Raw genomic sequence first — 24037 nt, 5'->3', positions numbered from 1 at the left:
TTCAACGAACACGCCGAACCTCCCGTTTTTCTTTTCACCCTATGTGATCACCCGTAGCGCTGACCAACCAGGGTGCTGGCCAGGCCAAATGTGCGTCAACCACCCGACACCGCGGGGGCGGTGGGGGCACTCACGTCGAAGTGTCCCGCTTTGGGGGCGGCCTTCATGAGAGCGGTGAGGACTTTCGCCTTCGCCGCGCCCGCTCCGCTGCTTCCCCACATCACCGTGCGATCCCCGCCGAGTTCCAGGGAGATGGCGTCGTACGAGTCGACCCGGACGACCCGGGTGTCCTCGGCGACGCCGTCCGGGAGGTCACCCGCGACCCGGACCGCTTCCCGCACCAGCCGGTCACTGCCGAAGCGGCGCAGACTCGCGGAACGGCCCGTGGCCATTTCCAGCAGAGGCACATGCCCGGGCGACTTGTCCACCGTCGCGAAGTGCACGCCCTCGTCGTCCACTTCGATGAACTTTCCGCCCTTTTTCACCAACAGGACCGGCTTTCGTTCGGTCACCTTAAGTCCGATGCCGTGCGGCCATGACCGAACGACATCCACCTCGTCGATACGAGGCAACTTCTGGCGCAACCTCTTCTCGATGGCGCCGGTGTCCGCGGAGACGAGCGGGGCGCCCATTGGCACCGCCGCGGCCCGTTCCACCTCGGCCGGCGTCAGCACCCGGACGCCGGTGATCCTGACCTGTTCGACCCGCAGCCAGGAGGAGCCGTACAGCGCCCAGATGACGCCGGAGCCGAGCAGCAGCACGGCTCCGGCGATCAGGAGCAGCAGCCGGCGCCGGGAGACGCGGCGCCCCTCGGGGCCTGGGCGCGGCGGCCGGTCCGGGGCGTCCTCCTGCTTCCCTGCACCGCGCTGGGCGGTCGTCGGTCCGGCCACGCTCGCTCCTTAAGCCGGGTCCGGGGGCCACCGCCCCCGGACCCGTCCGCCTCACGCGTTACGGCGTGCGGCAATCGCCTCGTACACCATGCCGACCAGCAGATCGTCGGCGTCCCGGCGGCCGAACTCGGCGGCGGCCCGGGACATTTCATACAACCGGTGCGGATCGGACAGCACCGGGAGGACGTTGCCCTGCACCCACTCGGGGGTGAGCGCGGCGTCGTCCACCAGCAGACCGCCGCCGGCGTTGACCACCGGCTGGGCGTTGAGCCGCTGTTCGCCGTTGCCGATGGGCAACGGGACGTAGGCGGCGGGCAGTCCGACGGCGGAGAGTTCGGCGACGGTCATCGCGCCCGCACGGCAGAGCATCATGTCGGCCGCGGCGTACGCGAGATCCATCCGGTCCACGTACGGTACCGGGATGTAGGGGGGCATCCCGGGCATGTTGTCCACGCGCGGCAGTTCGTTCTTCGGCCCGACCACGTGCAGGATCTGGATGCCGGAGCGCTGGAGCAGCGGAGCAACACGCTGCACCACCTCGTTGAGGTGGCGGGCGCCCTGCGAGCCGCCGGAGACCAGCAGCGTCGGCAGGTTGGGGTCGAGGCCGAACGCCGCGCGCGCCTCGGGGCGGACCCGGGCCCGGTCGAGGGTGGCGATGGTGCGGCGGAGCGGGATGCCGATGTAGCGGGCGCCGCGCAGCTTGCTGTCGGGCGTGGAGACGGCGACGCCGTGCGCGTACCGCGAGCCGATCTTGTTGGCCAGGCCGGGGCGGGCGTTGGCCTCGTGGACCACGATCGGGACGCCGGCGCGCTTGGCGGCGAGGTAGCCCGGCAGGGCCACGTAGCCGCCGAAGCCGACCACGCAGTCGGCCCTGGTGCGTTCCAGGATCTGCTCGGCGGCCTTGATGGTGCCGCGCAGCCGGCCCGGGACGGTGATGAGTTCGGGGGTCGGCTTGCGCGGCAGCGGTACGGCCGGGATCAGCGCCAGCTCGTATCCCCGCTCGGGTACGAGTCTGGTCTCGAGTCCGCGCTCCGTGCCGAGAGCGGTGATCCCCACGCTCGGGTCCTGCCTGCGCAGGGCGTCCGCGAGGGCAAGCGCGGGCTCGATGTGGCCGGCGGTCCCCCCGCCGGCGAGTACGACATGCACCGAATTTCACCGCTCTCCGGACGGACGCTTCTTGACGCGCCGTCTCATCGTCTTCCATCTCACCCCGGGCCTCCGCACGGCCAGGGCCGCCTTCGCGGCGGGCTCGTCCCGCGCGAACGCGATCAGCAGCCCGACGGCGAACATGGTCGGCAGCAGGGCCGACCCCCGTAGGAGAACAGCGGGAGCGGGACACCGGCGATCGGCAGCAGGCCGAGCACCGCACCGATGTTGATCACGGCCTGCGCCGTGATCCAGGTGGTCACACCTCCCGCTGCGTACCTCACGAAGGGGTCCTCCGTGCGTCCGGCCACGCGGATACCCGCATAGCCTAGAGCCGCGAAGAGGGCGAGCACCGACAGCGTCCCCGCCAGCCCCAGTTCCTCCCCGGTGATGGCGAAGATGAAGTCGGTGTGCGGTTCGGGAAGTTGGCCCCATTTTTCCACACTCGCGCCGAGGCCGGAACCGAACCATCCGCCTGACGCCAGAGCATAGATGCCGTGCACGGCCTGCCAGCAGGAGCCTCCCGGCCCCGGCTCGCTGGCCCCCATGCAGTCCAGCCTGGACATGCGGTTGGGGCTGGTCTTGATCAGCAGGAATCCGATGAGCCCGGCGGTGGCGAGCACGCCGGCGAACAGCCGGGTGGGCGCCCCGGCCAGCCAGAGCAGGCCGAAGAGGATGGCCGTGAGAATGATCGCAGTGCCCATGTCGCCGCCGAGCATGATGAGCCCGAGCAGCATGAAGGCGACCGGCACCAGCGGCACCAGCATGTGCTTCCACTGGGTCAGCAGCCGCTTGTCCTGTTTACGGGCGAGCAGGTCGGCCCCCCACAGCACGAGCGCCATCTTGCCGAACTCGCTGGGCTGGAGCTGGAAGGGCCCGCCCAGATAGAGCCAGTTGCGGTTGCCGTTGACCGACATCCCTATCCCGGGCACCTGGACCAGGACCATCAGGAAGACGGCGCCCATGAGCAGCGGGTAGGACAGCGCGCGGTGCAGCTTCACCGGCATCCGGGCGGCCAGCGCCATCAGCCCGGCCCCGATCACGGCGGCCAGGAACTGCTTGCGGAAGAAGTAGGTGCCGGGCTTGCCCAGCTCCAGCGCCTTGATCATCGAGGCGGAGTAGACCATCACAAGGCCGAGCACGGTGATCAGCAGTCCGGCGCCCAGGATCACGTAGTACGCCGTCAGCGGGCGGTCCCAGGCCCGCCGGGCCCGCTCGTACAGCCGCCGTACTCCGCCGCCGCGCGGGCTGCGCGGGCTGCCGGTGCTCCGGACCCGCACCGACGCGGGCCGCCGGACCTTGGCAGCGGGCCTGACCCGCACGCTCTCTTCGGCCGGCATGTCCCTGTCCCCTCCACTGCTCGTGCCCGGGGCGCGGCGGCCGGGCCCGTCAGACGCTCTCGGCGGCGCGCGCGCGGACGGCGTCCGCGAATGCCTCGCCCCGCTTGTTGTAGTTGACGAACATGTCCATGGAGGCGCAGGCCGGGGCCATCAGTACGGTGTCGCCCGGCCGGGCGAGCCGTGCGGCTTCGCGGACCGCCTCGGACATCGCCCCAGTGTCGGTCCGGTCGAGGTCGACCACGGGTACCTCGGGGGCGTGTCGCGCGAGGGCTTCGCGGATCAGGGCCCGGTCCGCGCCCATCAGCACGACGCCCCGGAGCCGCTTGGCGCACCCGGTCACCAGCTCGTCGAAGGTGGCGCCCTTGGCGAGGCCGCCGGCGATCCAGACGATGGAGTCGTAGGCGGCGAGCGAGGCTTCGGCGGCGTGCGTGTTGGTGGCCTTGGAGTCGTCCACGTACGCGACCCCGGCCACGTCCGCGACGTGCTCGATGCGGTGCGGGTCGGGGCGGAAGTTCCGCAGCCCGTCCCGCACGGCGGCGGGCGCGACACCGTAGGCGCGGGCCAGGGCCGCGGCGGCCAGGGCGTTGGCGATGTTGTGCGGGGCCGGCGGATTCACGTCCGCGACCTCGGCCAGCTCCTGGGCCTGCTTCTGGCGGTTCTGCACGAACGCCCGGTCGACCAGGATGCCGTCCACCACGCCGAGTTGCGAGGGCCCCGGCGTACCGAGGGTGAAGCCGATGGCCCGGCAGCCCTCCTCGACGTCCGCCTCGCGCACCAGGTCCTCGGTGGCCGGGTCGGCCGCGTTGTACACGCAGGCGATCCGGTTGCCCTCGTAGATCCGGCCCTTGTCGGCGGCGTACGCCTCCATGGAGCCGTGCCAGTCGAGGTGGTCGGGGGCCAGGTTGAGCACGGCGGCGGAGTGGGCGCGCAGCGAGGGCGCCCAGTGCAGCTGGTAGCTGGAGAGTTCGACGGCGAGTACGTCGTACGCCTCCTCGCCGAGGACGGCGTCCAGCAGGGAGACGCCGATGTTGCCGACGGCGGCGGTGCGCAGCCCGGCGGCCTCCAGGATGGAGGCGAGCATCCGTACGGTCGTGGTCTTGCCGTTGGTGCCGGTGACCGCGAGCCAGGGGGCCGGTTCGCGGCCGTCCTGGCCGCGCAGCCGCCAGGCGAGTTCGACGTCGCCCCAGACCGGGACGCCCGCCTCGGCGGCCGCGGCGAACAGCGGCTTGCCGGGCTTCCAGCCGGGGGCGGTGACGATCAGCTCGGTGGACTCGGGCAGGGTGTCGCCGTCGCCGAGGCGCACGGCGATGCCCTGCGCCTCCAGCTCGGCCGCCTGGGCGCGGGAGCGCTCGTCGTCGCCGTCGTTGACCACGGTGACGACGGCGCCGAGGCCGTGCAGCACCCGGGCCGCCGGGATTCCGGAGACCCCGAGCCCGGCGACCGTGACGTGCTTGCCCTGCCAGTCCACGTTGCTCACTTCTTGGCTGCCCATCCTGCGTAGAAGAGGCCGAGTCCGACGATCACGCACATGCCCTGGATGATCCAGAAGCGGACCACGACAAGGACTTCGGACCAGCCCTTGAGTTCGAAGTGGTGCTGGAGCGGGGCCATCCGGAAGACCCGCTTGCCGGTCATCTTGAACGAGCCGACCTGGATGACGACGGACATCGTGATCATCACGAAGAGGCCGCCGAGGATGGCCATCAGGAATTCGGTGCGCGAGCAGATCGCCAGGCCGGCGAGCGCGCCGCCGAGGGCGAGCGAGCCGGTGTCCCCCATGAAGATCTTGGCCGGCGAGGTGTTCCACCACAGGAAGCCGAAGCAGGAGCCCATCAGCGCGGAGGCCACGACCGCGAGGTCGAGCGGGTCGCGCACTTCGAAACAGGCGCTCGGGTTCGTGAGGGTGCCGGCGTTGGCGCAGGACTCCTGGAACTGCCAGAGCCCGATGAAGGTGTACGCGCCGAAGACCATCACCGACGCGCCGGTGGCCAGGCCGTCCAGACCGTCCGTCAGGTTCACGCCGTTGGACATGGCGAGGATCATGAACAGCGCCCAGACGACGAACAGCACCGGGCCGATCGACCAGCCGAAGTCCTCGACGAACGAGAGCTTGTCGGAGGCCGGGGTGTTGCCGCGGGCGTCGGCGAACTGGAGCGAGAGCACCGCGAAGGCGATCCCGACTATCAGCTGGCCGGCCATCTTCGCCTTGGCGCGCAGACCGAGCGAGCGCTGCTTGACGATCTTGATGTAGTCGTCCAGGAAGCCGACGAGTCCCATGCCGGCCATCAGGAAGAGGACCAGCACACCGGAGAAGCGCATCTCCTCGCCGGTGATCACCTTCGCCAGGAAGTACGCGATGAGCGTCGCCAGGATGAAGGCGATGCCGCCCATCGTGGGCGTGCCCTTCTTGGACCCGTGGGTACGCGGGCCGTCGTCGCGGATGAACTGCCCGTATCCCTTGCGGGCCAGGAGCTTGATCAGCAGCGGCGTGCCGACCAGGGTCAGGAAGAGCCCGATGGCTCCCGCGAAGAGGATCTGCCTCATCGGCCCGCGACCTCGCCCTCGGTCGCGTTCTCCAGCAGTGCTGTGACGACCTGCTCGAGGCCGACCGACCGGGACGCCTTCACCAGCACCACGTCTCCCGGGCGCAGTTCCCTGCGCAACAGGTCGACGGCAGCCTGTGCGTCGGACACGTGCACCGACTCCTCACCCCACGAACCCTCGTTGTATGCGCCCAGTTGCAGCCAGGAGGCTTCTCTGCCCCCGACCGCGACGAGCTTGCTGACGTTGAGTCGGACGGCGAGCCGTCCGACCGCGTCGTGCTCGGCGAGCGAGGCGTCGCCCAGCTCGGCCATGAGGCCGAGCACCGCCCACGTACGACGCCCCTTCCCCATGGCGACCAGCGCGCGGAGCGCTGCCTTCATGGATTCGGGGTTGGCGTTGTAGGCGTCATTGACGAACGTCACGCCGTCCGGACGCTCGGTGACCTCCATACGCCAGCGGGAGAGGGAGCCCGCCTCGGAGAGCCCTTCGGCGATCTCGTCTGCGGACAGGCCCAGCTCATGGGCGACGGCGGCCGCGGCGAGCGCGTTCGACACGTGGTGCTCACCGTACAGGCGCATGGTCACCTCGCTGCACCCGGTGGGTGTTCGGAGGCGGAACGCGGGGCGTCCGTCGTCGGTGAGGTGCACGTCTTCACCCCGTACGTCCGCATCCGCGCCCTCTCCGAAGAGGACGACGCGGGCCTTGGTACGGGAGGACATGGCGCGTACGAGAGGGTCGTCGGCGTTGAGCACGGCGATGCCGTCCTCGGGGAGCGACTCGACCATCTCGCCCTTGGCCTGGGCGATCTGCTCCTTGCCGCCGAACTCGCCGATGTGCGCGCTGCCGACGTTGAGCACGAGGCCGATGCGCGGCGGGACGAGTCCGGTGAGGTAGCGGATGTCCCCGATGTAGCGGGCGCCCATTTCGAGGACCAGGTGCTTGGTCTCGTCGGTGGCGCGCAGCGCGGTGAGCGGCAGGCCGATCTCGTTGTTGAGGTTGCCCTCCGGGTAGACGGTGGGCCCCTTGCGCTCCAGGAGTTGCGCGATGAGGTCCTTGGTGGAGGTCTTGCCCGCGGAGCCGGTGAGGGCCACGACGGTGGCGCCGAGGCGGCCGACGACGGCGCGGGAGAGCGCCCCGAGGGCGGCCACGACGTCGTCCACGACGATCGCGGGCACGCCGACGGGCCGGGTGGCCAGGACGAGGGCCGCGCCCGCCTCGACGGCGCGCTCGGCGTAGTCGTGGCCGTCGGCCCGTTCGCCGGCGAAGGCGACGAAGAGGCTGCCGGGGGTCACCTTGCGGGAGTCGATGACGACCGGTCCGCTGACGGTTACTGCCGGATCCGGTATGTCGTGCGTCTGCCCGCCGACGATTTCGGCGATCTCGGCGAGGGAAAGGGCGATCACTTGGTCATCCCTGACTGTTGTTCTCGTGGTGGGAGGCACGGGGCCCGGCGCCTTCGTGCCCCAGGGAGCGCTCGATGGCCTCGCGCAGGACGATCCGGTCGTCGAAGGGGCGGACGACGCCGTGGACGTCCTGGCCCTGCTCGTGGCCCTTGCCGGCGACGAGCACGGTGTCGCCGGGCTCGGCCCGGGCCACCGCGGCGGCGACGGCCGCGGCGCGGTCGGCGTCGACCAGGACGTCGCCGCGCTCGTGGACGGGCACCTCGGCGGCGCCCGCGAGCATCGCGGCGAGGATGCCGAGGGGGTCCTCGGAGCGGGGGTTGTCGGAGGTCAGTACGGCGGTGTCGGCGAGCCGGGCCGCCGCCGCGCCCATCGGGCCGCGCTTGGTGGTGTCGCGGTCGCCGCCGCAGCCGAGGACGATGTGCAGCCGGCCCTTGGTGACCTTGCGCAGGGACCGCAGCACGGACTCGACGGCGTCGGTCTTGTGCGCGTAGTCGACCAGGGCGAGGTAGGGCTGTCCGGCGTCGATCCGCTCCAGCCGGCCGGGCACCCCGGGGACGGTCGCGATGCCGTCCGCCGCGGTCTGCGGGTCGATGCCGGCGACGGCGAGGGCGACGATCGCGGCCAGTGTGTTGGCGACGTTGAACGGGCCGGGCAGCGGGGCCTTGGCGGTGGCCCGTGCGCCGTCCGGACCGACGACGGTGAAGGTGGAGCCGAGCTGGCCGACGACGACGTCCTCGGCGCGCCAGTCGGCGTCCGGGTGGCCCTCGGCGGAGAAGGTCGTGATGGGCACCGTCGCCTCGGTGACGAGCCTGCGGCCGTACTCGTCGTCGTAGTTGACGACGCCCCGCCTGCTGCGCTGCGGGGTGAAGAGCTGGGCCTTGGCCTGGAAGTAGTCCTCCATGCCGGAGTGGAACTCCATGTGCTCCGGGCTGAGGTTGTTGAAGACGGCGACGTCGAAGACGCAGCCGTCGACCCGGCCGAGGACCAGCGCGTGGCTGGAGACCTCCATGGTGACGGCGTCGGCGCCGCGTTCGCGCATGACGGCGAACAGGGCCTGGAGATCGGTGGCTTCGGGCGTGGTGCGCTCGGACTTGATGCGCTCGTCGCCGATCCGCATCTCCACCGTGCCGATGAGCCCGGTGGCGCGTCCGGCGCCGCGGAAGCCGCCCTCGACCAGGTAGGCGGTGGTGGTCTTGCCGGAGGTGCCGGTGATGCCGATCTGGAGGAGGTCGGTGCCGGGGTGGCCGTAGATCTCGGCGGCGAGTTCGCCCATCCGGGCGCGCGGGTTCTCGGTGACCAGGACCGGCACGCCGGTGGCCCGGGCGCGGTCGGCGCCGGAGGGGTCGGTGAGGATGGCCGCCGCGCCGAGGCCGGCCGCCTGGGTGGCGAAGTCGGCGCCGTGCAGGCGGGCGCCGGGCAGGGCCGCGTACAGGTCTCCGGGGCGCACCGCACGGGAGTCGTGGGTGATGCCGGTGATGTCGCCGGTGCCCGGCGGTTCAAGTCCGAGCCGCTCTGCCAGCGTGACCAGGGAGGTGGGCCGCAGGCGGTCCGGGCGAGGCGCTCCCGGGTAGTTCACAGGTGCGTCCTTCTGGGTCGTTCGGGACTGTTCGGCGTGGGGCACGGCGGTGAGCGTACCGGGCTCACCCGGCCTCTCGCGAAGTGAGGGGCCGGGCGAACGGAGGTTCTCGTTCCGGTTCCCGGGGTCGGGGGTGATGGTTGTCACTGGTGGTCTCCGCGCGTTCACTCGCCGGTTCCGAAGAACACCGGCAGCTTGGCCGGCTCGCGGCCGGACGGGGGTGTCTGGAGCGTCTTGAGGGCGAATTCCATGACCTGCTTGTAGATGGGCCCGCAGGTCTGGCCGCCGAAGTGGCTGCCCCTGGTGGGGTTCTGGATCGCGCAGTAGACGGTGACCTGGGGGTCGTCGGCGGGCGCGAAACCGGCGAAGGACGCGGTGTAGCCGTGGTAGCCGCCGCGCACCGGGTCGACGCGGTTGGCGGTGCCGGTCTTGCCCGCGACCCGGTAGCCGGGGATCTGGGCCTTGGTGCCGGTGCCCTCCTGGTCGGCGACCACCGATTCGAGCATGGTGGCGAGCGTCTTCGCGGTCTTCTCGCTGACCACGCGCGTCTGTTCGGGAGCCTCGGCCGGGGTGAAGCGGCCGTCCGGGCCCCTGGTGCCGCGTACCAGCGTCGGCTGGATCCGTACGCCGCCGTTGGCGATGGTCGAGTAGATCGAGGCGGCCTGCATGGCGTTGAGGGAGAGACCCTGGCCGAACGGGATCGTGTACTGCTGCGAGGTGGACCAGTCCTGCGGCTTGGCGAGGAGGCCGGGCGTCTCGCCGGGGTAGTCGAGCCCGGTGGGCGATCCGATGCCGAATTTCCTCAGATAGGAGTACAGCACCTTGTTCGCCTGGGGCTGCGTCTTGCCCAGTTGGCCGGTGGCCATGATGGTGCCGATGTTGCTGGACTTGGCGAGCACGCCGTTGAGCGTGAGCTGCCAGGTGGCGTGGTCGATGTCGTCCTTGAAGAGTCGGTCGCCCCGGTGCAGCCGGTTGGGGACCGTGACGTGCGTGAGGGGCGTGGCGGCGCCCTCTTCGAGGACGGCGGCCATGGACATCACCTTGCTGGTGGAGCCGGGCTCGTAGACGTCCTGGAGGGCGGCGTTGCCGAGCGAGGCGGCGTCGGCCTGCGAGAGGTCGTTGGGGTCGAAGCCGGGGGCGTTGGCCATGGCGAGGACCTCGCCGGTGCGGGTGTTCTGCACGATGACGTAGCCGCGGTCGGCCTTGGACTTCGACACCTGCTCGGAGATGGCCTTCTGGGCGGCCCACTGGATGTCGCGGTCGATGGTCAGCTCGATGTCGGAGCCGGGGACCGCGGGGACCTCCTTGGTGCCCGCCGTGGGCACCCTGCGGCCGCCGGACTGGGCGTACTTGATGGTGCCGTCCTCGCCCGCGAGCTGCTTGTTCAGCTGGGATTCGAGGCCGCCGGCGCCCTTGCCCTCGGCGTTGACGTAACCCAGTATCCCGGCGGCCAGGGTGCCGTTGGGGTAGACCCGCTTGGTGGTGGACTCCTGGAAGACGCCCGCCAGCACATTGGCGCCGGGCCCGCCGGCCGCCTTGTCCTTGGCGGCCTTCTCGGCGAAGACGGACTTGAGGTCCTTGATCTGCTTCCAGACCTGCGGGGTCTGCCTCCGCGCCAGGACCGCGTACCTGCTCTTGGGCTTGGAGAGCTTCTTGACGAGGCCGTCCGCGTCGACGCCGAGGATCGGCGCGAGCAGGGCGGCGGCCTGCTGGGGGGCGTCGGGCGCCTTGCTGTCGGCCGGCGTGAACATCTTCGGGTCGGCCGTGATGTCGTACGCGTCCACGCTGGTGGCCAGCGCGATGCCGCTGCGGTCGGTGATCTCCCCGCGTTCCGCGGCGACCGTGTAGCTCAGGTAGCGGTTCGTCTCGGCCTTCGCGGCGTACGCGTGCGCGTCGACGGCCTGGACCTGGAGGAGCCGTACGACGAACGCGATCATGACGAGCGTCAGGGCGAGGCTGACCAGCCGCAGCCGGGGGCGCGGGCTGCCCAGCCGCAGCGGCCGCCGGGCGCGGGCGCGCTGCGCGGCGGGCGACGGCCGCCGGCGCTGCTGGGGCCGGGGACGGCCGGATGCCGGGGAGGCGTTACGGGGACGCGCGGGGCCGGGTACCCGGCGGCGCGGCGGTTCCTTGGGGGGCACTGCGTCACCTGCCGGGGCTCGTGGAGGGCTGTGCTGCCGGTGTGCCGGAGGGCGTGGACCCGGTGGGCCCGGGCGCCGGAGTGGTGGCGGCCGGGCCGGCGGGGGTGGGCGTCGGCGTCGGCGTCGGCGTGGGCGTCGGTGTGCTGGGCGGGGGCGCGACGACCGGGGCCGGAGCGGCCTTGGACGGGACGCCCCGGACCTTGCCGTCCGGGCCGAGGAAGGCGGGGCTGCCGCCGGGGACCATGCCCAGCTCACGGGCGCGCCGGGCCAGCGCGTCGGGCTCGAAGGAGGCGTCGACGTCGTGCTGGAGGGCCTGCTGCTCGTCGGTGAGTTCGGTGGTCCGCTTCTTCAGCTCGCTCAGCTCGAAGGAGCCTTCGTTGAGCGCGGAGTTGAGCAGCAACAGCGTGATCAGGCCGCCGCCGAGGAGCACCACGACCAGCAGGACGAACGGGGTCCGGGCCGCGCTGCTCGGCCCGGCGGGCATCAGCCGGGTGAGCCGTGCGACGCGGCCCTTGGGCTGCCCGGCCGGTTTGCTCACCGCGCCGCTCCGTCCCCGGCGCGCGCGGCGGTCCGCCGGCTCACCGCTCGTCCTCGCGGATGCGCTGGGCGCCGCGCAGCCGGGCGGGGGCGGCGCGCCGGTTCTCGGCGACCTCCTCCTCGGTGGGGAGTTCGGCGCCCCGGGTGAGGAGCTTCAGCCGGGGCTGGTAGCGCTCGGGGACGACGGGCAGGCCGGGCGGGGCGGTGTTGGCGGCGCCCGCCGCGAGGACCTGCTTCACGAGCCGGTCCTCCAGGGACTGGTACGAGAGGACCGCGATGCGCCCGCCGACGGCGAGGGCGGCGACGGCGGCGGGGATGGCCCGCTCCAGGACGGTGAGCTCGCCGTTGACCTCGATGCGCAGGGCCTGGAAGGTGCGCTTGGCGGGGTTGCCCCCGGTGCGCATGGCGGCCTGCGGCAGGGCCTCGCGGATGAGTTCGACCAGCCGGGCGCTGTTGGTGAACGGCTCCTTCTCGCGCTCGCGCACGACGGCGGAGACGATGCGCTTGGCCTGCTTCTCCTCCCCGTACGCGCGCAGGATGCGCACCAGTTCGCCCGGCGGGTAGGTGTTGAGGACCTCGGCGGCGCTCACGCCGGTCGTCTGGTCCATGCGCATGTCGAGCGGTGCGTCACGGGCGTAGGCGAAGCCCCGGTCGGACTCGTCCAGCTGCATCGAGGAGACGCCGAGGTCGAACAGGATGCCCTGCACCTTGGGGATGCCGAGCCGGTCGAGCACCTCGGGCAGTTCGTCGTAGACGGCGTGCACCAGGGTCGCGCGGTCGCCGTAGGGGGCGAGCCGTTCGCCGGAGAGGCGCAGCGCCTCCTTGTCCCGGTCGAGGGCGATCAGCCGGGCGGTGGGGAAGGCGGAGAGCAGCGCCTCGCTGTGGCCGCCGAGGCCGAGGGTGCAGTCGACGACCACGGGGGGCTGCGGGCCCGGGGCCTCCAGAGCCGGTGCCAACAGGTCCAGGCATCGCTGGAGCATCACCGGGACGTGTCGGGTCTGGCTCATGCGCCCTCTCAGGCTCAGCTCCCGGTGGCGGGACGTACGGCCTGGTCCCCGCCCGCTCGCGAAGGGGAGGTCCGCCGGCGCCGGGGAAGGGGCGTCAGCCGACCGGCGAGCGGGAGAGGGCCGGGCCGTACGTACGCCGCGCACACGGGTAAAAGTTCGAAATGTGCAGGGTGTCGGTAACTTCCCGTCACTTTAGTCCACCCTGCCACTCGATCGATTCCCGATCAATCAACCCGACAGCGCGTCGGCCGTCGCGTGTTCACCCGCACGGGTGGCGGAAGGCGGGCCTGTGGATTACCTCACAACAAGCACTGTTGACGTTTTTTGTCCGCTTCCCTCTCGCCCGGGGGTGGGGGGCGAAGGCTAACGTCTTGAGCATGTCGACTTCCGCGCACTCCCCCGCCTCCGCCCCCACCGTCACCGACCGCCTGGTCGAGGCGAACGGCCGTTACGCAGCAGACTTCAAGGACCCCGGCATGGACGCCAAGCCGGTGCTCCAGGTCGCCGTGGTCGCCTGCATGGACGCCCGTCTCGACCTGCACAAGGCGCTCGGCCTCTCGCTCGGTGACTGCCACACCATCCGCAACGCGGGCGGCGTGGTCACCGACGACGTCATCCGGTCGCTGGCGATCAGTCAGCGGGCGCTGGGCACCCGCAGCATCGTCCTGATCCACCACACCGGCTGCGGCATGGAGTCGATCACGGAGGACTTCCGCCAGGAGCTGGAGCACGAGGTCGGGCAGCGGCCGTCCTGGGCCGTCGAGGCGTACACCGACGCCGACCAGGACGTGCGGCAGTCGATGCAGCGGGCCCGCACCTCGCCGTTCCTCAAGCACACCGACGACGTGCGCGGTTTTGTCTTCGACGTGACCACCGGCAAGCTGCGCGAGGTCCTGCCCGCCTCCTGAACCGAAGGCCCGCGTGGTCCCGGCCGAAGGCCCGAGGGACACCGGACCACCACCTTCCGGTGACGAAATCCTCACCCAATCCGACATATCGCCCCGGGTTGTCCACAGGCGAGTGACACGAAGCGGTAACGGCAACAAGAATGCGTGAGTGACACCCCGCCGGACCCCGTCCGGCGCGGTGTCCGCAATTCGGGGTGGGCCGGGCCGCACGAGGGCACCGGCCCGTGACTGGGGAATCCCCTGCTCCTGGTGAGCGTGGGGCGGGGCCGAGGAGGGCCGGGGTGACGACCTATGACGATCGAGCGAGCCTCACAGATCTGACCACCACCGTCGATCGGGTGCGCAGGTCGATGGAGGCCGTGATCGAGGGCAAGCCCGAGGTCGTGCGGCTCTCGCTGACCGTGCTGCTCGCGGAGGGGCACCTCCTGATCGAGGACGTGCCGGGCGTGGGCAAGACCATGCTGGCCAAGGCGCTGGCCCGGTCCGTCGACTGCTCGGTGCGGCGCATCCAGTTCACGCCCGACCTGCTGCCCTCGGACATCACCGGTGTGTCCATATACGACCAGCAGCGCCGGGACTTCGAGTTCAAGCCCGGCGCGATCTTCGCGCAGGTCGTGATCGGCGACGAGATCAACCGCGCCTCCCCGAAGACCCAGTCCGCGCTCCTGGAGTCGATGGAGGAGCGCCAGGTCACCATCGACGGGCACACCTACGAGCTGCCCGACCCCTTCATGGTCGTGGCGACGCAGAACCCGGTCGAGATGGAGGGCACGTATCCGCTGCCCGAGGCCCAGCGCGACCGGTTCATGGCCCGGGTGTCGATCGGCTATCCCAGCGCGGAGGCCGAGCTGCGGATGCTCGACGTGCACGGCGGCCCCTCGCCGCTCGACGACCTCCAGCCCGTGGCGCACGCGCACGACATCGTGAAGCTGATCGAGGCGGTGCGCGCGGTCCATGTCGCCGAGGCCGTCCGCAGATACGCGGTCCAGCTCGTCGCGGCCACCCGCGGCCACCTCGACCTCCGGCTCGGCGCCTCGCCGCGCGCCACGCTGCACCTGCTGCGCGCCGCCAAGGCGTCCGCCGCGCTGGCCGGCCGGGACTACTGCCTGCCGGACGACGTGCAGGCCCTGGCCGTCGCGGTGCTCGCGCACCGGCTGCTGCCCACCGCTCAGGCCCAGCTCAACCGGCGCACCGCCGAGCAGGTGGTGCTGGAGATCCTTCAGCAGACCCCGGTGCCCACGGCCTCGGGCGGCTCCGGCCCCCAGGCTCCCGCGTATCCGGCGGGCCCGGCGTACGGCGGCCCGCAGCAGCCCGGCGCGCGGCGTCCGTGATGGCCGCGTCGGGGCCCGTGGCGGTGGACGGGGACGACAAGGGCGGCCTGCGGGCCGCGCTCGGCGGCCTGACGACCCGTGGCCGGTCCTTCCTCGCGGCCGGGATCGCGGCGGCGGTCTGCGCCTACGTACTGGGCCAGGGCGACCTGCTGCGGGTCGGGCTGCTGCTCGCGGTGCTGCCGCTGGTCTCCGTGACCGTGCTCCACCGGACCCGCTACCGGGTCACGGGCACCCGCAGGCTCTCCCCCTCGCGCGTCCCGGCCGGCTCCGAGGCCCGCGTCCACCTGCGCATGGACAACGTCTCGCGGCTGCCCACGGGGCTGCTGATGCTCCAGGACCGGGTGCCGTACGTGCTCGGGCCGCGGCCCCGCTTCGTGCTGGACCGGGTGGAGGCGGGCGGGCGCCGCGAGGTGTCCTACCGGGTCCGGTCCGACCTGCGCGGGCGCTATCCGCTCGGCCCGCTGCAACTGCGGCTGAGCGACCCCTTCGGCATGTGCGAGCTGACCCGCTCGTTCAGCGCCTACGACACCCTGGTCGTGGTCCCCCGCACCGAACCGCTGCCCCCGCGCCGCTGGCCGGTGAGTCCTCCGGATACGGCGAGGGGCGCCAGCGGTCCCTGGCGCTGGCCGGTGACGACGACGTGATCCCGCGCGGCTACCGCTACGGGGACGATCTGCGCCGGGTCCACTGGCGTTCCACCGCGCGCTACGGGGAGCTGATGGTGCGCCGCGAGGAGCAGCCGCAGCGCGCCCGGTGCACGGTCCTGCTGGACACCCGCCGGACCGCCTACCGGGGGTCGGGGCCGGACTCCGCGTTCGAGTGGGCCGTCTCCGGTGCGGCGTCCGCGCTGGTGCACATGCTGGAGCGCGGCTTCGCGGTCCGGCTGTTGACGGACGCGGGGGACGCGGTGCCGGGCGAGGGCGAGGGCGGTTTCGCCGGTGCCACGCAGGCCACCGCGGACGCGGCGGGGCTGATGATGGACACCCTCGCGGAGATCGGGCACTCCGACGGCGGCGGTCTCTCCCGGGCCCACGACGTGCTGCGCGGGGGCGGCGAGGGGCTGCTGATCGCCTTCCTCGGCGATCTGGACGAGGAGCAGGCCGGGATGGCCGCCCGGATGCGGCAGCGCAGCGGCGGGGCCGTGGCCTTCGTCCTGGACAGCGCCGCCTGGGTGAACGGCGATTCGCCCGCCTCCCGGGAGGCGGCGGAGCGGCGGCTGCGGGTGCTGCGCGAGGCGGGGTGGACGGTGGTTTCGGCGGAGCCCGGCGCGCGGCTGGCCGAGCTGTGGCGGCTGGCGGCCCGGCACGGTGCGGTGGCCGGGTCCGGCGCCGCGGCCGGCCCGGCGGGCTTCGGGGGTTGGTCATGAGGGGGCTGGGCTTGAGGGGGCTGGGCCCGAGAGGGCTGGGCTTGAGGGGGCGGTCATGAGCGGTCGGGGCCGGCTGGCGCTGGCCGCCTTCGCGGCGACGCTGATGGCGTCCTGTTCGATGCTGCCGCTGGTGGACCCGGTGAGCTGGCTCGTGCAGGCGGCGTTCCTGCTGGCCGTGCAGTGCGGGGTGGGGGTGCTGGGCCGCCGGGTGCCGTTGCCCCGGCTGCTGACGGCCGCCGCCCAGGCGCTGGTCATGGTGGTGCTGCTGACCGTGGCGTTCGCCCGGGAGCAGGCGGTGGCGGGCGTGCTGCCCGGACCGCAGGCCCTGCGGCAGCTGGTGGACCTGCTCACGGCCGGCGGCGAAGACGTCGGGCGGTACGCGATCCCGGCACCGGCGACCCCGGGCATCCGGCTGATGCTGGTGGGCGGTGTCCTGCTGGTCGGTCTTCTGGTGGACACGCTGGCGGTGACGTTCCGCAGCGCCGCGCCCGCCGGGCTGCCGCTGCTGGCGCTGTATTCGGTGGCCGCCGGGCTGGCGGAGGGGAGTGCGGGCTGGCTGTGGTTCCTCCTGGCCGCCTGCGGCTATCTGCTGCTCCTGCTGGCCGAGGGGCGCGACCGGCTCTCCCAGTGGGGCCGGGTCTTCGCGGGCGCCGCGCGGCCCCGGGGCTCGTCCGCCGGGCTCGACACCACGGGCGGCGGCCGGGCGGCGGCCCCGGTCCGCACGGGGCGCCGGATCGGGGCGGTGGCCCTCGGGATCGCGCTCGTGGTGCCCGCGGCGCTGCCGGCGCTCGACGGCGGCCTGCTGGCCGGTGCGGGCGGCGGAGGCGGCAGGGGTGGCGGGGGCGGCACGATCTCCGCGGTGAACCCGCTGGTCTCGCTCCAGGACAACCTCAACCAGCCGGAGAACCGGCAGGTCATGTCGTACCGCACCGACGCGAGCAGTCCGGGCGACTTCTATCTGCGCATCCTGGCCCTGGACCAGTTCAACGGGAACGAGTGGCGTGCCTCGACGCGCAAGCTCCAGGACGTGCCGAAGCGGCTGCCGACTCCGGCCGGGCTGTCCTCGTCCGTCGCGGTCGCGGAGATCAGGTCGACCGTCTCGGCGTCGGCCTCCTACAAGCAGACGTATCTGCCGCTGCCCTATCCGGCGTCCGAGGTGCGGATCGGCGGCCGGTGGCGCTTCGAGCCGGAGGGACGCACCCTCGTCGGTGACGACGGGGAGACCACCGGCGGCGCGCAGTACACGGTGACCAGCCTCGATGTGCAGCCGACGTCCGACCAGCTCGCCCGCGCGGGCGCGGTGCCGCCGGAACTCCTGCGCGAGTACACGCAGGTGCCCGACTCGCTGCCGAAGGTGGTCGCGCGGACGGCCGACGAGGTCACGAAGGGGGCCGCCAACTCCTACGAGCGGGCGGTGAAGCTCCAGGACTACTTCTCCACCGACGGCGGGTTCAGGTACGACACCTCGGTCGACTCCGGTACGGGCAGCGCGGCGATCGCCCGCTTCCTGAAGGACAAGCAGGGCTTCTGCGTCCACTTCTCTTTCACGATGGCGGCGATGGCCCGGACGCTGGGCATCCCGGCCCGGGTCGCGGTGGGCTTCACCCCGGGCAGCGCGCAGGCGGACGGTTCGTACTCGGTGGGGCTGCGCGACGCGCACGCCTGGCCCGAGCTGTACTTCGAGGGGATCGGCTGGACGCGCTTCGAGCCGACGCCGACGCGGGGCTCCGTCCCGTCGTACACCCTGCCCGACGCTCCGACCGGTGACGCGGCGGACCCGGCCCGGCCGGAGGCGGACGCCTCGGCGCCGGTCGCGGCCACGCCGTCCGCCTCGGAGAGCTGCCCGGCGCAGATGCGCAAGCAGGGCGAGTGCGGGCAGTCCGCCGCGCCCGGTGCCGCCGCGCCGACCGACCCGGGGGCGCCGACCGGGACCGTGCTGGGCGTGGCCGCCGCGGTGGTGGTCGTCCTGCTGCTGCCGCTGCTGCCGATGTTCTGGCGCCTGCGGGCGCGGGCCCGCCGCCTGGGTTCCTCGGGCGGCCGCACCCCCGCCGACACGACCGCGCGGACGCTGGCGGTGTGGCGGGAGGTCACCGACACGGCGTGGGACCACGGCATTCCGCCGGACGAGGCGCTGACCCCGCGCCGGGCGGCCGAGCGGCTGGTGCGGCTGGGCCGGCTGGACACGGAGGCGGCGGACGCGGTGCACCGGGTCGCGGGAGCGGTGGAGCAGGTGCTCTACGCCCCCGAGCCGCGCCCGGCGTCGGGCCTCGCCGAGGACGCGCGGGCGGTACGGACCGGTCTGGCCCTCTCGGCCGGCCGCCCGGCCCGCCTCCGCGCGCTCCTCGCCCCCCGCTCGTCCGTACGGGTGGCCTGGGCCCTGTCCAGGCGCCGAACGGCCCTGTCGGCCCGCTTCCACCTGCCACCGCGCCCGGCATGGACCCGGCGCCCGTCCCGCCAGGAAGGCTGAGGGGGCCGCGGGCGGCCCGGGGCCTGCGCCGGCCGGGCAGTGTGCGCCCCGGCCCGGGACGGCCGCCCGCGGGCGGGGGCCCCGAAGGGCAGCCGCCGTACGGACCGACGCCGCACGGGGCTGCGCTGGTCCCCCACGCCCAGGGGGGTCGGGGGCCTCGGCCCGGACGCACCCCCGCGCAGGCGCAGCGCGCCGGGCCGCGCGCCACCACGCGGACGGGCCCGTGCCAACGGTGTCGGCCGCCCGGGGCGGCCATACGCGTGAAGGGGCGGCCGCCCGGTCGGCGGCCGCCCCTTCAGCTGAAGCGTTCTGTGGTTACTGTCCCTGCTCGTCGCGGCGGCGCTGCCACCGCTGTTCGATCCGGTTCATCACGGACCGGCGCTGACGGGACTGCCTGCGGTCGCCCGCGCCACCCGCGCGCACCGACTGCTGCTCGCCCGGCTTGGGCGCCTTGCGCCATCCCGTGACCGCGAGCACCGCGCAGCCCAGCATGACGAGGAAGCCCACCACGCTGATCCAGATCTGCTGAGCGACCATTCCGGCCATGAGGAGCGCGATACCCACCAGAAAGCCAGCGACCGCCTGGTAGACCCGTCGCCGGGTGTACGTACGCAGCCCACTTCCCTCGAGCGCTGTCGCGAACTTGGGATCTTCGGCGTACAGCGCTCGCTCCATTTGCTCGAGCATTCGCTGCTCGTGCTCCGAGAGCGGCACGGAGTCCTCCTCGTCGTCGGCCGCGGGGGCGGCCGGTATGCGGCCCTTCCAGGATAGGCAGGGAATCGCCCCCGTGAAACCCGCCCTCATTGCCAAACAGCCAGTCCGGGCCGCCACGACGGCTCAGCTGCTGAGTTGATTCCCCAACCTCCGATCCGTCATGCCGGATGGTGTCCCCCGATCATACGGGGCCGGAGCGCCGAACGGGGCGGTCGGTGCGTACTCCGTCTGCCGCTGCGTCGCTGATCAGCCGCGCTCTCGCCGGTAACCCCCGGGGGTTCAGCCCCGCTTGGTGCCCAGGACGTGCAGCTGGGTGGCCACGGAGTGGAACGCGGGCAGTTCGGCGGCGGCGGCCTCCAGCCGGAGCAGGGCCTCCATCGCGCCCGGCTCGGTGTCCACCAGGACCCCGGGGACAAGGTCGGCGAAGACCCGCACCCCGTGCACGGCGCCCACCTCGACGTCGGCGGCCGTGACCAGCTCGGTCAGCTGCTCCGCGGTGTACCGCCGGGGCATCGGGTCCCCGTCGCCCCACCGGCCCTCCGGGTCGCCCAGCGCGTGCCGCGCCTCGTTGAAGTGGCCGGCCAGCGCGCGGGCCAGGACGGCACCGCCGAGACCGGCGGCGAGCAGGCTCAGCGCCCCGGCCGGACGGAGGGCCTCCACCGCGTGCCGGACACCCTCGGCGGGGTCGTCCACGTACTCCAGGACGCCGTGGCAGAGCACCGCGTCGTAGCCCCCGCGCTCGACCACGTCGAACAGGCCGAGGATATCGCCCTGCACGCCGTGCACCCGGTCGGCGACCCCGGCCTCGGCGGCGCGGCGCTCCAGCGCGAAGAGCGCGTTGGGGCTGGGGTCGACGACGGTGACCCGGTGGCCGAGCCGGGCGGCGGGCACCGCGAAGTTGCCCGTGCCGCCGCCGGTGTCCAGCACGTCCAGGGCGTCCCGGCCGGTCGCCTTGACCCGGCGGTCGAGGGCGTCCTTCAGGACCTCCCAGACCACGGCGGTACGGAGGGAGGCACGGGGGCGCAGCGGGTCCGACACGGCAGTTGACTCCTCGGCACGGGCCGCACGGGGGCGGAGCGTGAACAGCGCAGGTAACAGGTACCGCCCACCCTATTGCCTGGCGCCGCCCACGCGGTCACCCCGCGTCGGGCCGCTCCCCGCGCGGCTGCGGGAGCACCGGCTGGAGCGCGAGCAGCCGTTCCACGAGGCGCAGGAACATGGCGGCGTCGCGCAGCAGGTCGTCGGCCTGACGCCGGTTGGCCGCTCCCGGTATGCCCGCCTCGGCGCGGGCCCGCCGAGCGGCGCCGGAGGCGAAGAGGGCGCTCCACTCGGCGAGTTCGGGCGCCAGCTCCGGAAGGATCTCCCAGGCGCTGCGGATCGGCTCCCGGCGTCGGCGCGGGGGCTCGGGCCGGGCCCGGGCGGCGAGGACGGCGGCCGCGGTGCGCAGGGCGGCGAGGTGTGCGGTGGCGTACCGCTCGTTGGGCACGGAGAGGACAGCTGCCTCGTCCAGGCCGGCACGGGCCTGGGTGAGGAGATCGAGGGCGGCGGGCGGTGCGGTGGTGCGCCGGACGACGGGGTGGACATCGCGGGCCGGGCCGGTCGGTGAGGGAGCAGGGCCGTCTGCGCGGCGTCGCGGAGCGGCGGCTGCGGACGAGTGGGCCATGACAGAACCTCCTGTCTCGGTGACGACTCTGTGGCCGTCTGTATCCATCGTGACCGCCCCCACTGACAATTAACCTCCGCACTGCCCTGACCTGGGCTTTTGCTTCGATCGCGAGTTCGGGCTACGTTTTGAACTGACCAGTCAGTTCAAATGAGGGGTGGGGTGCGTGGAGAGTCCGCACGGGGCGGCCGTCACCGCCGAGGACCTGGGCCTGGAAGGGCCGCGCGGCTGGGCCTTCCGGGGCGTGGGCTTCCGCGCGGAGCCCGGCGCCCTGATCGCCGTCGAGGGCCCGTCCGGCTCCGGCCGCACCTGCCTTCTGCTCGCCCTCACCGGCCGTATGCGTCCCACCGAGGGCGAGGCCACGACCGCAGGTCTGGCCCTGCCGCGCCGGGCCGCCGCCGTCCGCCGCCTCGCGGCCCTGGGCCCGGTGCCCGGGGTCAGCGAGCTGGACCCGGCGTTCACGGTCGCCGAGCACCTGCGCGAGCGGGCCCTGCTCCTGCGCCGCTACGACGGCTCCCCGCGCGCCCTGCTGCGCCGCCCCCGGGACCGGGCCGCCGCCGCCCGCGCCCGGATCGACGCCGCCCTGGAAGCCGCCGGGCTCGACCTCGCCACGCTGCCCAAGGCCGAGCGCACCGCCGTACGGGACCTGGAGCGGACCGAGGCGCTGCGGCTGTCCGTGGCCCTCGCGCTGATGGGCCGGCCCCGGCTGCTCGCGGTGGACGACACCGATCTCAAGCTGTCCGACGACGAGCGGGCCGAGGTCTGGGAGCTGCTGCGCTCCGTGGCCGCCGACGGCACCACCGTCCTCGCCGTCTGCAGCGAGGCCCCCGAGGACGCCGTCACCGTACGCACGGGCACCGCCCCCGAAACCCACGCCACCACGCACGAGGAGGAACCGGCCGATGCGTTCGCCGAGACTGGCCGCGCTTGAGCTGAGGCGCTTCGGAAGGGGCCGGCTGCCGCGCGCCGCCCTCGCCGCGCTCCTGCTGCTCCCCCTGCTCTACGGCGCCCTGTACCTGTGGTCCTTCTGGGACCCGTACGGCAGGCTGGACCGCATCCCGGTCGCCCTGGTCAACGACGACAAGGGCGCCACCGCCGACGGCAAGCGCCTCGCGGCGGGCGACCAGATCACCGGCAAGCTCCTCGACTCGAAGACCTTCGACTGGCACGAGGTGAGCGCCGAGGAGGCGGACCGGGGCGTCGAGAACGGCACCTACTACCTCTCGCTGCGCATGCCCGCCGACTTCAGCGCGCGCATCGCCTCCAGCGCCGGTGACTCCCCCGAGACCGGCGCGCTCCAGGTGCGTACCAACGACGCGAACAACTACATCGTCGGGCAGATATCGCGGACGGTGTTCTCCGAGGTCCGCACGGCCGCGTCGGCCAACGCCTCGCGCGGGTTCCTGGACCGGATCTTCATCAGCTTCTCCGATCTGCACGACCGGACGGCGAAGGCGGCGAAGGGCGCGTCCGATCTCAAGGACGGGATCGGCAAGGCGAAGAAGGGCTCGAAGGACCTCGCGGACGGGCTGAAGGACGCCAAGAAGGGCAGCGGCAAGCTGTCCGGCGGGATCGTGAAGCTCGACAAGGGCGCGGGCGATCTGGAGACCGGTTCGCGCCAGGTCGCCGACGGCACCCAGCTCCTCGCCGACAAGGTCAACGGGGTCGCCGCCAACGTACGCCCGTTCCTGAAGGACAACGGCAAGGCCATCGGCGACACCGCCCGGCTGGTCGCCGACTCCTCGAAGACCGTACGGGACAACCTGGACCTGCTCGTCAAGGCGGCGCCCACCGCCGCCACCGCCGCGCACACCGCCGCCGACGACCTCACCGAGATCCACCGCACCCGCTGCGAGGAGCAGCCGGCCCCCGACCCCACCGTCTGCCCGCCGCTGAAGCGGGCCGTGACCGCGGCGGCCGACGTCGCCGCCGTGGCCGACGACGTGAACACCCTGGTCAAGAACCAGAACGGGGACCTGAAGAAGCTGCGCACCCAACTGACCACACTGGAGAAGCAGGCGAAGAGCCTCGCCGCGCGCTCCCCGCACCTGGACGAGGACCTGGAAGCCGCGGTCAAGAAGATCAACGCGCTGAACTCCGGCGCGCACAAGGTCGCCACCGGCGCGGACCGGCTGCACACCGGGCTCGGCACGGCGAAGACCGGCTCGTCCGACCTGGACGCGGGCGTCGGCAAGCTCAAGAAGGGCGCCGACAGCCTCGACAAGGGCCTGGTCCGCCTGAAGGACGGGTCCACCACGCTCGCCCAGGGGCTCGGCGACGGCGTCGGCAAGATCCCCGACTACGGGAAGAAGGACCGCGACGCCCGTACGGAGGTCATGGCCGACCCGGTACGCCTGGCCTCGCAGTCGCTGCACTCCGCCCCGAACTACGGCACCGGCTTCGCGCCCTACTTCATCCCGCTGTCCCTCTGGGTCGGCGCCATGGTGGCGTACATGCTGATCAAGCCGCTCAGCGGGCGCGCCCTGGCCGCCGGGGCGCCGGCCCGGCGGATCGCCCTCGCGGGCTGGCTGCCGGTGGCCGGGATCGGGCTGCTCCAGACGGCCGCGCTGATGGCCGTCCTGCACTGGGGCCCCGGCCTGGACATGGCGCACCCCGCCGGGACGCTCGGCTTCCTGGCGCTGGTCACCTGCTGCTTCGCGGCGATCGTGCAGTGGCTGAACGCCTGCTTCGGCGCGGCCGGGCGCATCCTCGTCCTCGCGCTGCTGATGCTCCAGCTGACCTCGGCGGGCGGCACCTACCCCGTACAGACGAGTCCCGGTTTCTTCAACGCGATCCACCCGTACCTGCCGATGAGCTACGTCGTGGAGGGGCTGCGCCGGCTCATCACGGGCGGCGGGCTCGGCCCGGTCTGGCAGGGCTGCGCGGTGCTGGTGGCCTTCACCGCCGGGGCGCTCGCGCTGACCGCCCTGTCGGCCCGCCGCAAGCAGATGTGGACACTGGAGCGGCTGCATCCGGAGCTGAGCCTGTGACCGTGCCGGGACCTGTG

At 72.8% G+C, this 24037-nt stretch carries 17 protein-coding genes and 2 pseudogenes; 6 read left to right on the top strand and 13 right to left on the bottom strand.

Going from position 1 to position 24037, the window contains the following annotated elements; translation table 11 throughout:
* Positions 1-95: 95 nt before the first annotated feature.
* The 10 genes and pseudogenes from NEH16_RS23725 to rsmH form a co-directional block, all read right to left on the bottom strand.
* Positions 96-890: a cell division protein FtsQ/DivIB gene (locus NEH16_RS23725; protein WP_265544823.1), complete on the bottom strand. Its 795-nt coding sequence runs from the start codon at positions 888-890 to the stop codon at positions 96-98.
* A gap of 51 nt (positions 891-941) precedes the next feature.
* The gene (gene murG, locus NEH16_RS23720) at positions 942-2036 is read right to left on the bottom strand and encodes an undecaprenyldiphospho-muramoylpentapeptide beta-N-acetylglucosaminyltransferase (protein WP_018104454.1); all 1095 of its coding nucleotides are present in this window, start codon (positions 2034-2036) and stop codon (positions 942-944) included.
* A 6-nt stretch (positions 2037-2042) separates the two neighbouring features.
* A pseudogene (gene ftsW / locus NEH16_RS23715) lies at positions 2043-3376 on the bottom strand (putative lipid II flippase FtsW).
* A gap of 49 nt (positions 3377-3425) precedes the next feature.
* The gene (gene murD, locus NEH16_RS23710; protein ID WP_265547355.1) at positions 3426-4853 is read right to left on the bottom strand and encodes a UDP-N-acetylmuramoyl-L-alanine--D-glutamate ligase; all 1428 of its coding nucleotides are present in this window, start codon (positions 4851-4853) and stop codon (positions 3426-3428) included.
* Entirely contained in the window at positions 4850-5920 is a 1071-nt protein-coding gene (gene mraY, locus NEH16_RS23705; protein ID WP_073968191.1) for a phospho-N-acetylmuramoyl-pentapeptide-transferase, read from the bottom strand. Before mraY ends, murD begins: the two co-directional genes overlap by 4 nt.
* Entirely contained in the window at positions 5917-7323 is a 1407-nt protein-coding gene (locus tag NEH16_RS23700; RefSeq protein ID WP_073968190.1) for a UDP-N-acetylmuramoyl-tripeptide--D-alanyl-D-alanine ligase, read from the bottom strand. Before NEH16_RS23700 ends, mraY begins: the two co-directional genes overlap by 4 nt.
* 4 nt (positions 7324-7327) lie before the next feature.
* Complete coding sequence (locus tag NEH16_RS23695) at positions 7328-9046, bottom strand: UDP-N-acetylmuramoyl-L-alanyl-D-glutamate--2,6-diaminopimelate ligase (protein WP_265544820.1); 1719 nt, start codon at positions 9044-9046, stop codon at positions 7328-7330.
* Between the two features lie 17 nt (positions 9047-9063).
* Entirely contained in the window at positions 9064-11037 is a 1974-nt protein-coding gene (locus tag NEH16_RS23690) for a peptidoglycan D,D-transpeptidase FtsI family protein (RefSeq protein WP_265544818.1), read from the bottom strand.
* A gap of 4 nt (positions 11038-11041) precedes the next feature.
* A complete protein-coding gene (locus tag NEH16_RS23685) occupies positions 11042-11521 on the bottom strand; it encodes an FtsB family cell division protein (RefSeq protein ID WP_265547353.1) in 480 nt (159 codons plus the stop codon).
* 94 nt (positions 11522-11615) lie between these two features.
* Positions 11616-12581, bottom strand: coding sequence for a 16S rRNA (cytosine(1402)-N(4))-methyltransferase RsmH (rsmH, locus tag NEH16_RS23680; RefSeq protein ID WP_018104446.1), 966 nt, complete (start codon positions 12579-12581; stop codon positions 11616-11618).
* Between the two features lie 377 nt (positions 12582-12958).
* On the opposite strand from rsmH, the gene NEH16_RS23675 reads away from it, so the two are divergent.
* The 4 genes and pseudogenes from NEH16_RS23675 to NEH16_RS23660 all read left to right on the top strand — a co-directional run bounded on the left by NEH16_RS23675 (position 12959) and on the right by NEH16_RS23660 (position 18653).
* A complete protein-coding gene (locus tag NEH16_RS23675) occupies positions 12959-13489 on the top strand; it encodes a beta-class carbonic anhydrase (protein ID WP_073968186.1) in 531 nt (176 codons plus the stop codon).
* Positions 13490-13770: 281 nt separating this feature from the next.
* Entirely contained in the window at positions 13771-14820 is a 1050-nt protein-coding gene (locus NEH16_RS23670) for an AAA family ATPase (protein ID WP_073968185.1), read from the top strand.
* Positions 14820-16186: pseudogene (locus tag NEH16_RS23665) on the top strand (DUF58 domain-containing protein). The gene NEH16_RS23670 and the pseudogene NEH16_RS23665 overlap by 1 nt, the downstream one beginning before the upstream one ends.
* Positions 16187-16241: 55 nt before the next feature.
* Positions 16242-18653: a transglutaminase TgpA family protein gene (locus NEH16_RS23660; protein ID WP_265544815.1), complete on the top strand. Its 2412-nt coding sequence runs from the start codon at positions 16242-16244 to the stop codon at positions 18651-18653.
* 315 nt (positions 18654-18968) lie between these two features.
* Here the strand turns inward: NEH16_RS23660 and NEH16_RS23655 are convergent, their stop codons facing one another.
* The 3 genes from NEH16_RS23655 to NEH16_RS23645 form a co-directional block, all read right to left on the bottom strand.
* Positions 18969-19367, bottom strand: coding sequence for a DUF3040 domain-containing protein (locus tag NEH16_RS23655; protein WP_073968182.1), 399 nt, complete (start codon positions 19365-19367; stop codon positions 18969-18971).
* A gap of 279 nt (positions 19368-19646) precedes the next feature.
* Positions 19647-20405 carry a class I SAM-dependent methyltransferase gene (locus NEH16_RS23650; protein ID WP_265544812.1) on the bottom strand — a complete coding sequence of 253 codons (759 nt, stop codon included), beginning with the start codon at positions 20403-20405 and terminating at the stop codon, positions 19647-19649.
* Positions 20406-20502: 97 nt separating this feature from the next.
* The gene (locus NEH16_RS23645) at positions 20503-21030 is read right to left on the bottom strand and encodes an SAV_6107 family HEPN domain-containing protein (protein ID WP_073968180.1); all 528 of its coding nucleotides are present in this window, start codon (positions 21028-21030) and stop codon (positions 20503-20505) included.
* A 166-nt stretch (positions 21031-21196) separates the two neighbouring features.
* Between NEH16_RS23645 and NEH16_RS23640 the strand changes: the two genes are divergently transcribed.
* Both NEH16_RS23640 and NEH16_RS23635 read left to right on the top strand, forming a co-directional pair.
* Positions 21197-21961, top strand: coding sequence for an ATP-binding cassette domain-containing protein (locus NEH16_RS23640; RefSeq protein WP_265544811.1), 765 nt, complete (start codon positions 21197-21199; stop codon positions 21959-21961).
* A complete protein-coding gene (locus NEH16_RS23635) occupies positions 21933-24020 on the top strand; it encodes a YhgE/Pip domain-containing protein (protein ID WP_265544809.1) in 2088 nt (695 codons plus the stop codon). Before NEH16_RS23640 ends, NEH16_RS23635 begins: the two co-directional genes overlap by 29 nt.
* Positions 24021-24037 lie beyond the last annotated feature (17 nt).

The sequence above is a fragment of the Streptomyces drozdowiczii genome (assembly GCF_026167665.1).
GTDB lineage: Bacteria > Actinomycetota > Actinomycetes > Streptomycetales > Streptomycetaceae > Streptomyces > Streptomyces drozdowiczii_A.
Note: the sequence above shows the minus strand (reverse complement) of the source record. Positions and strands in the feature narration are given on the sequence as shown.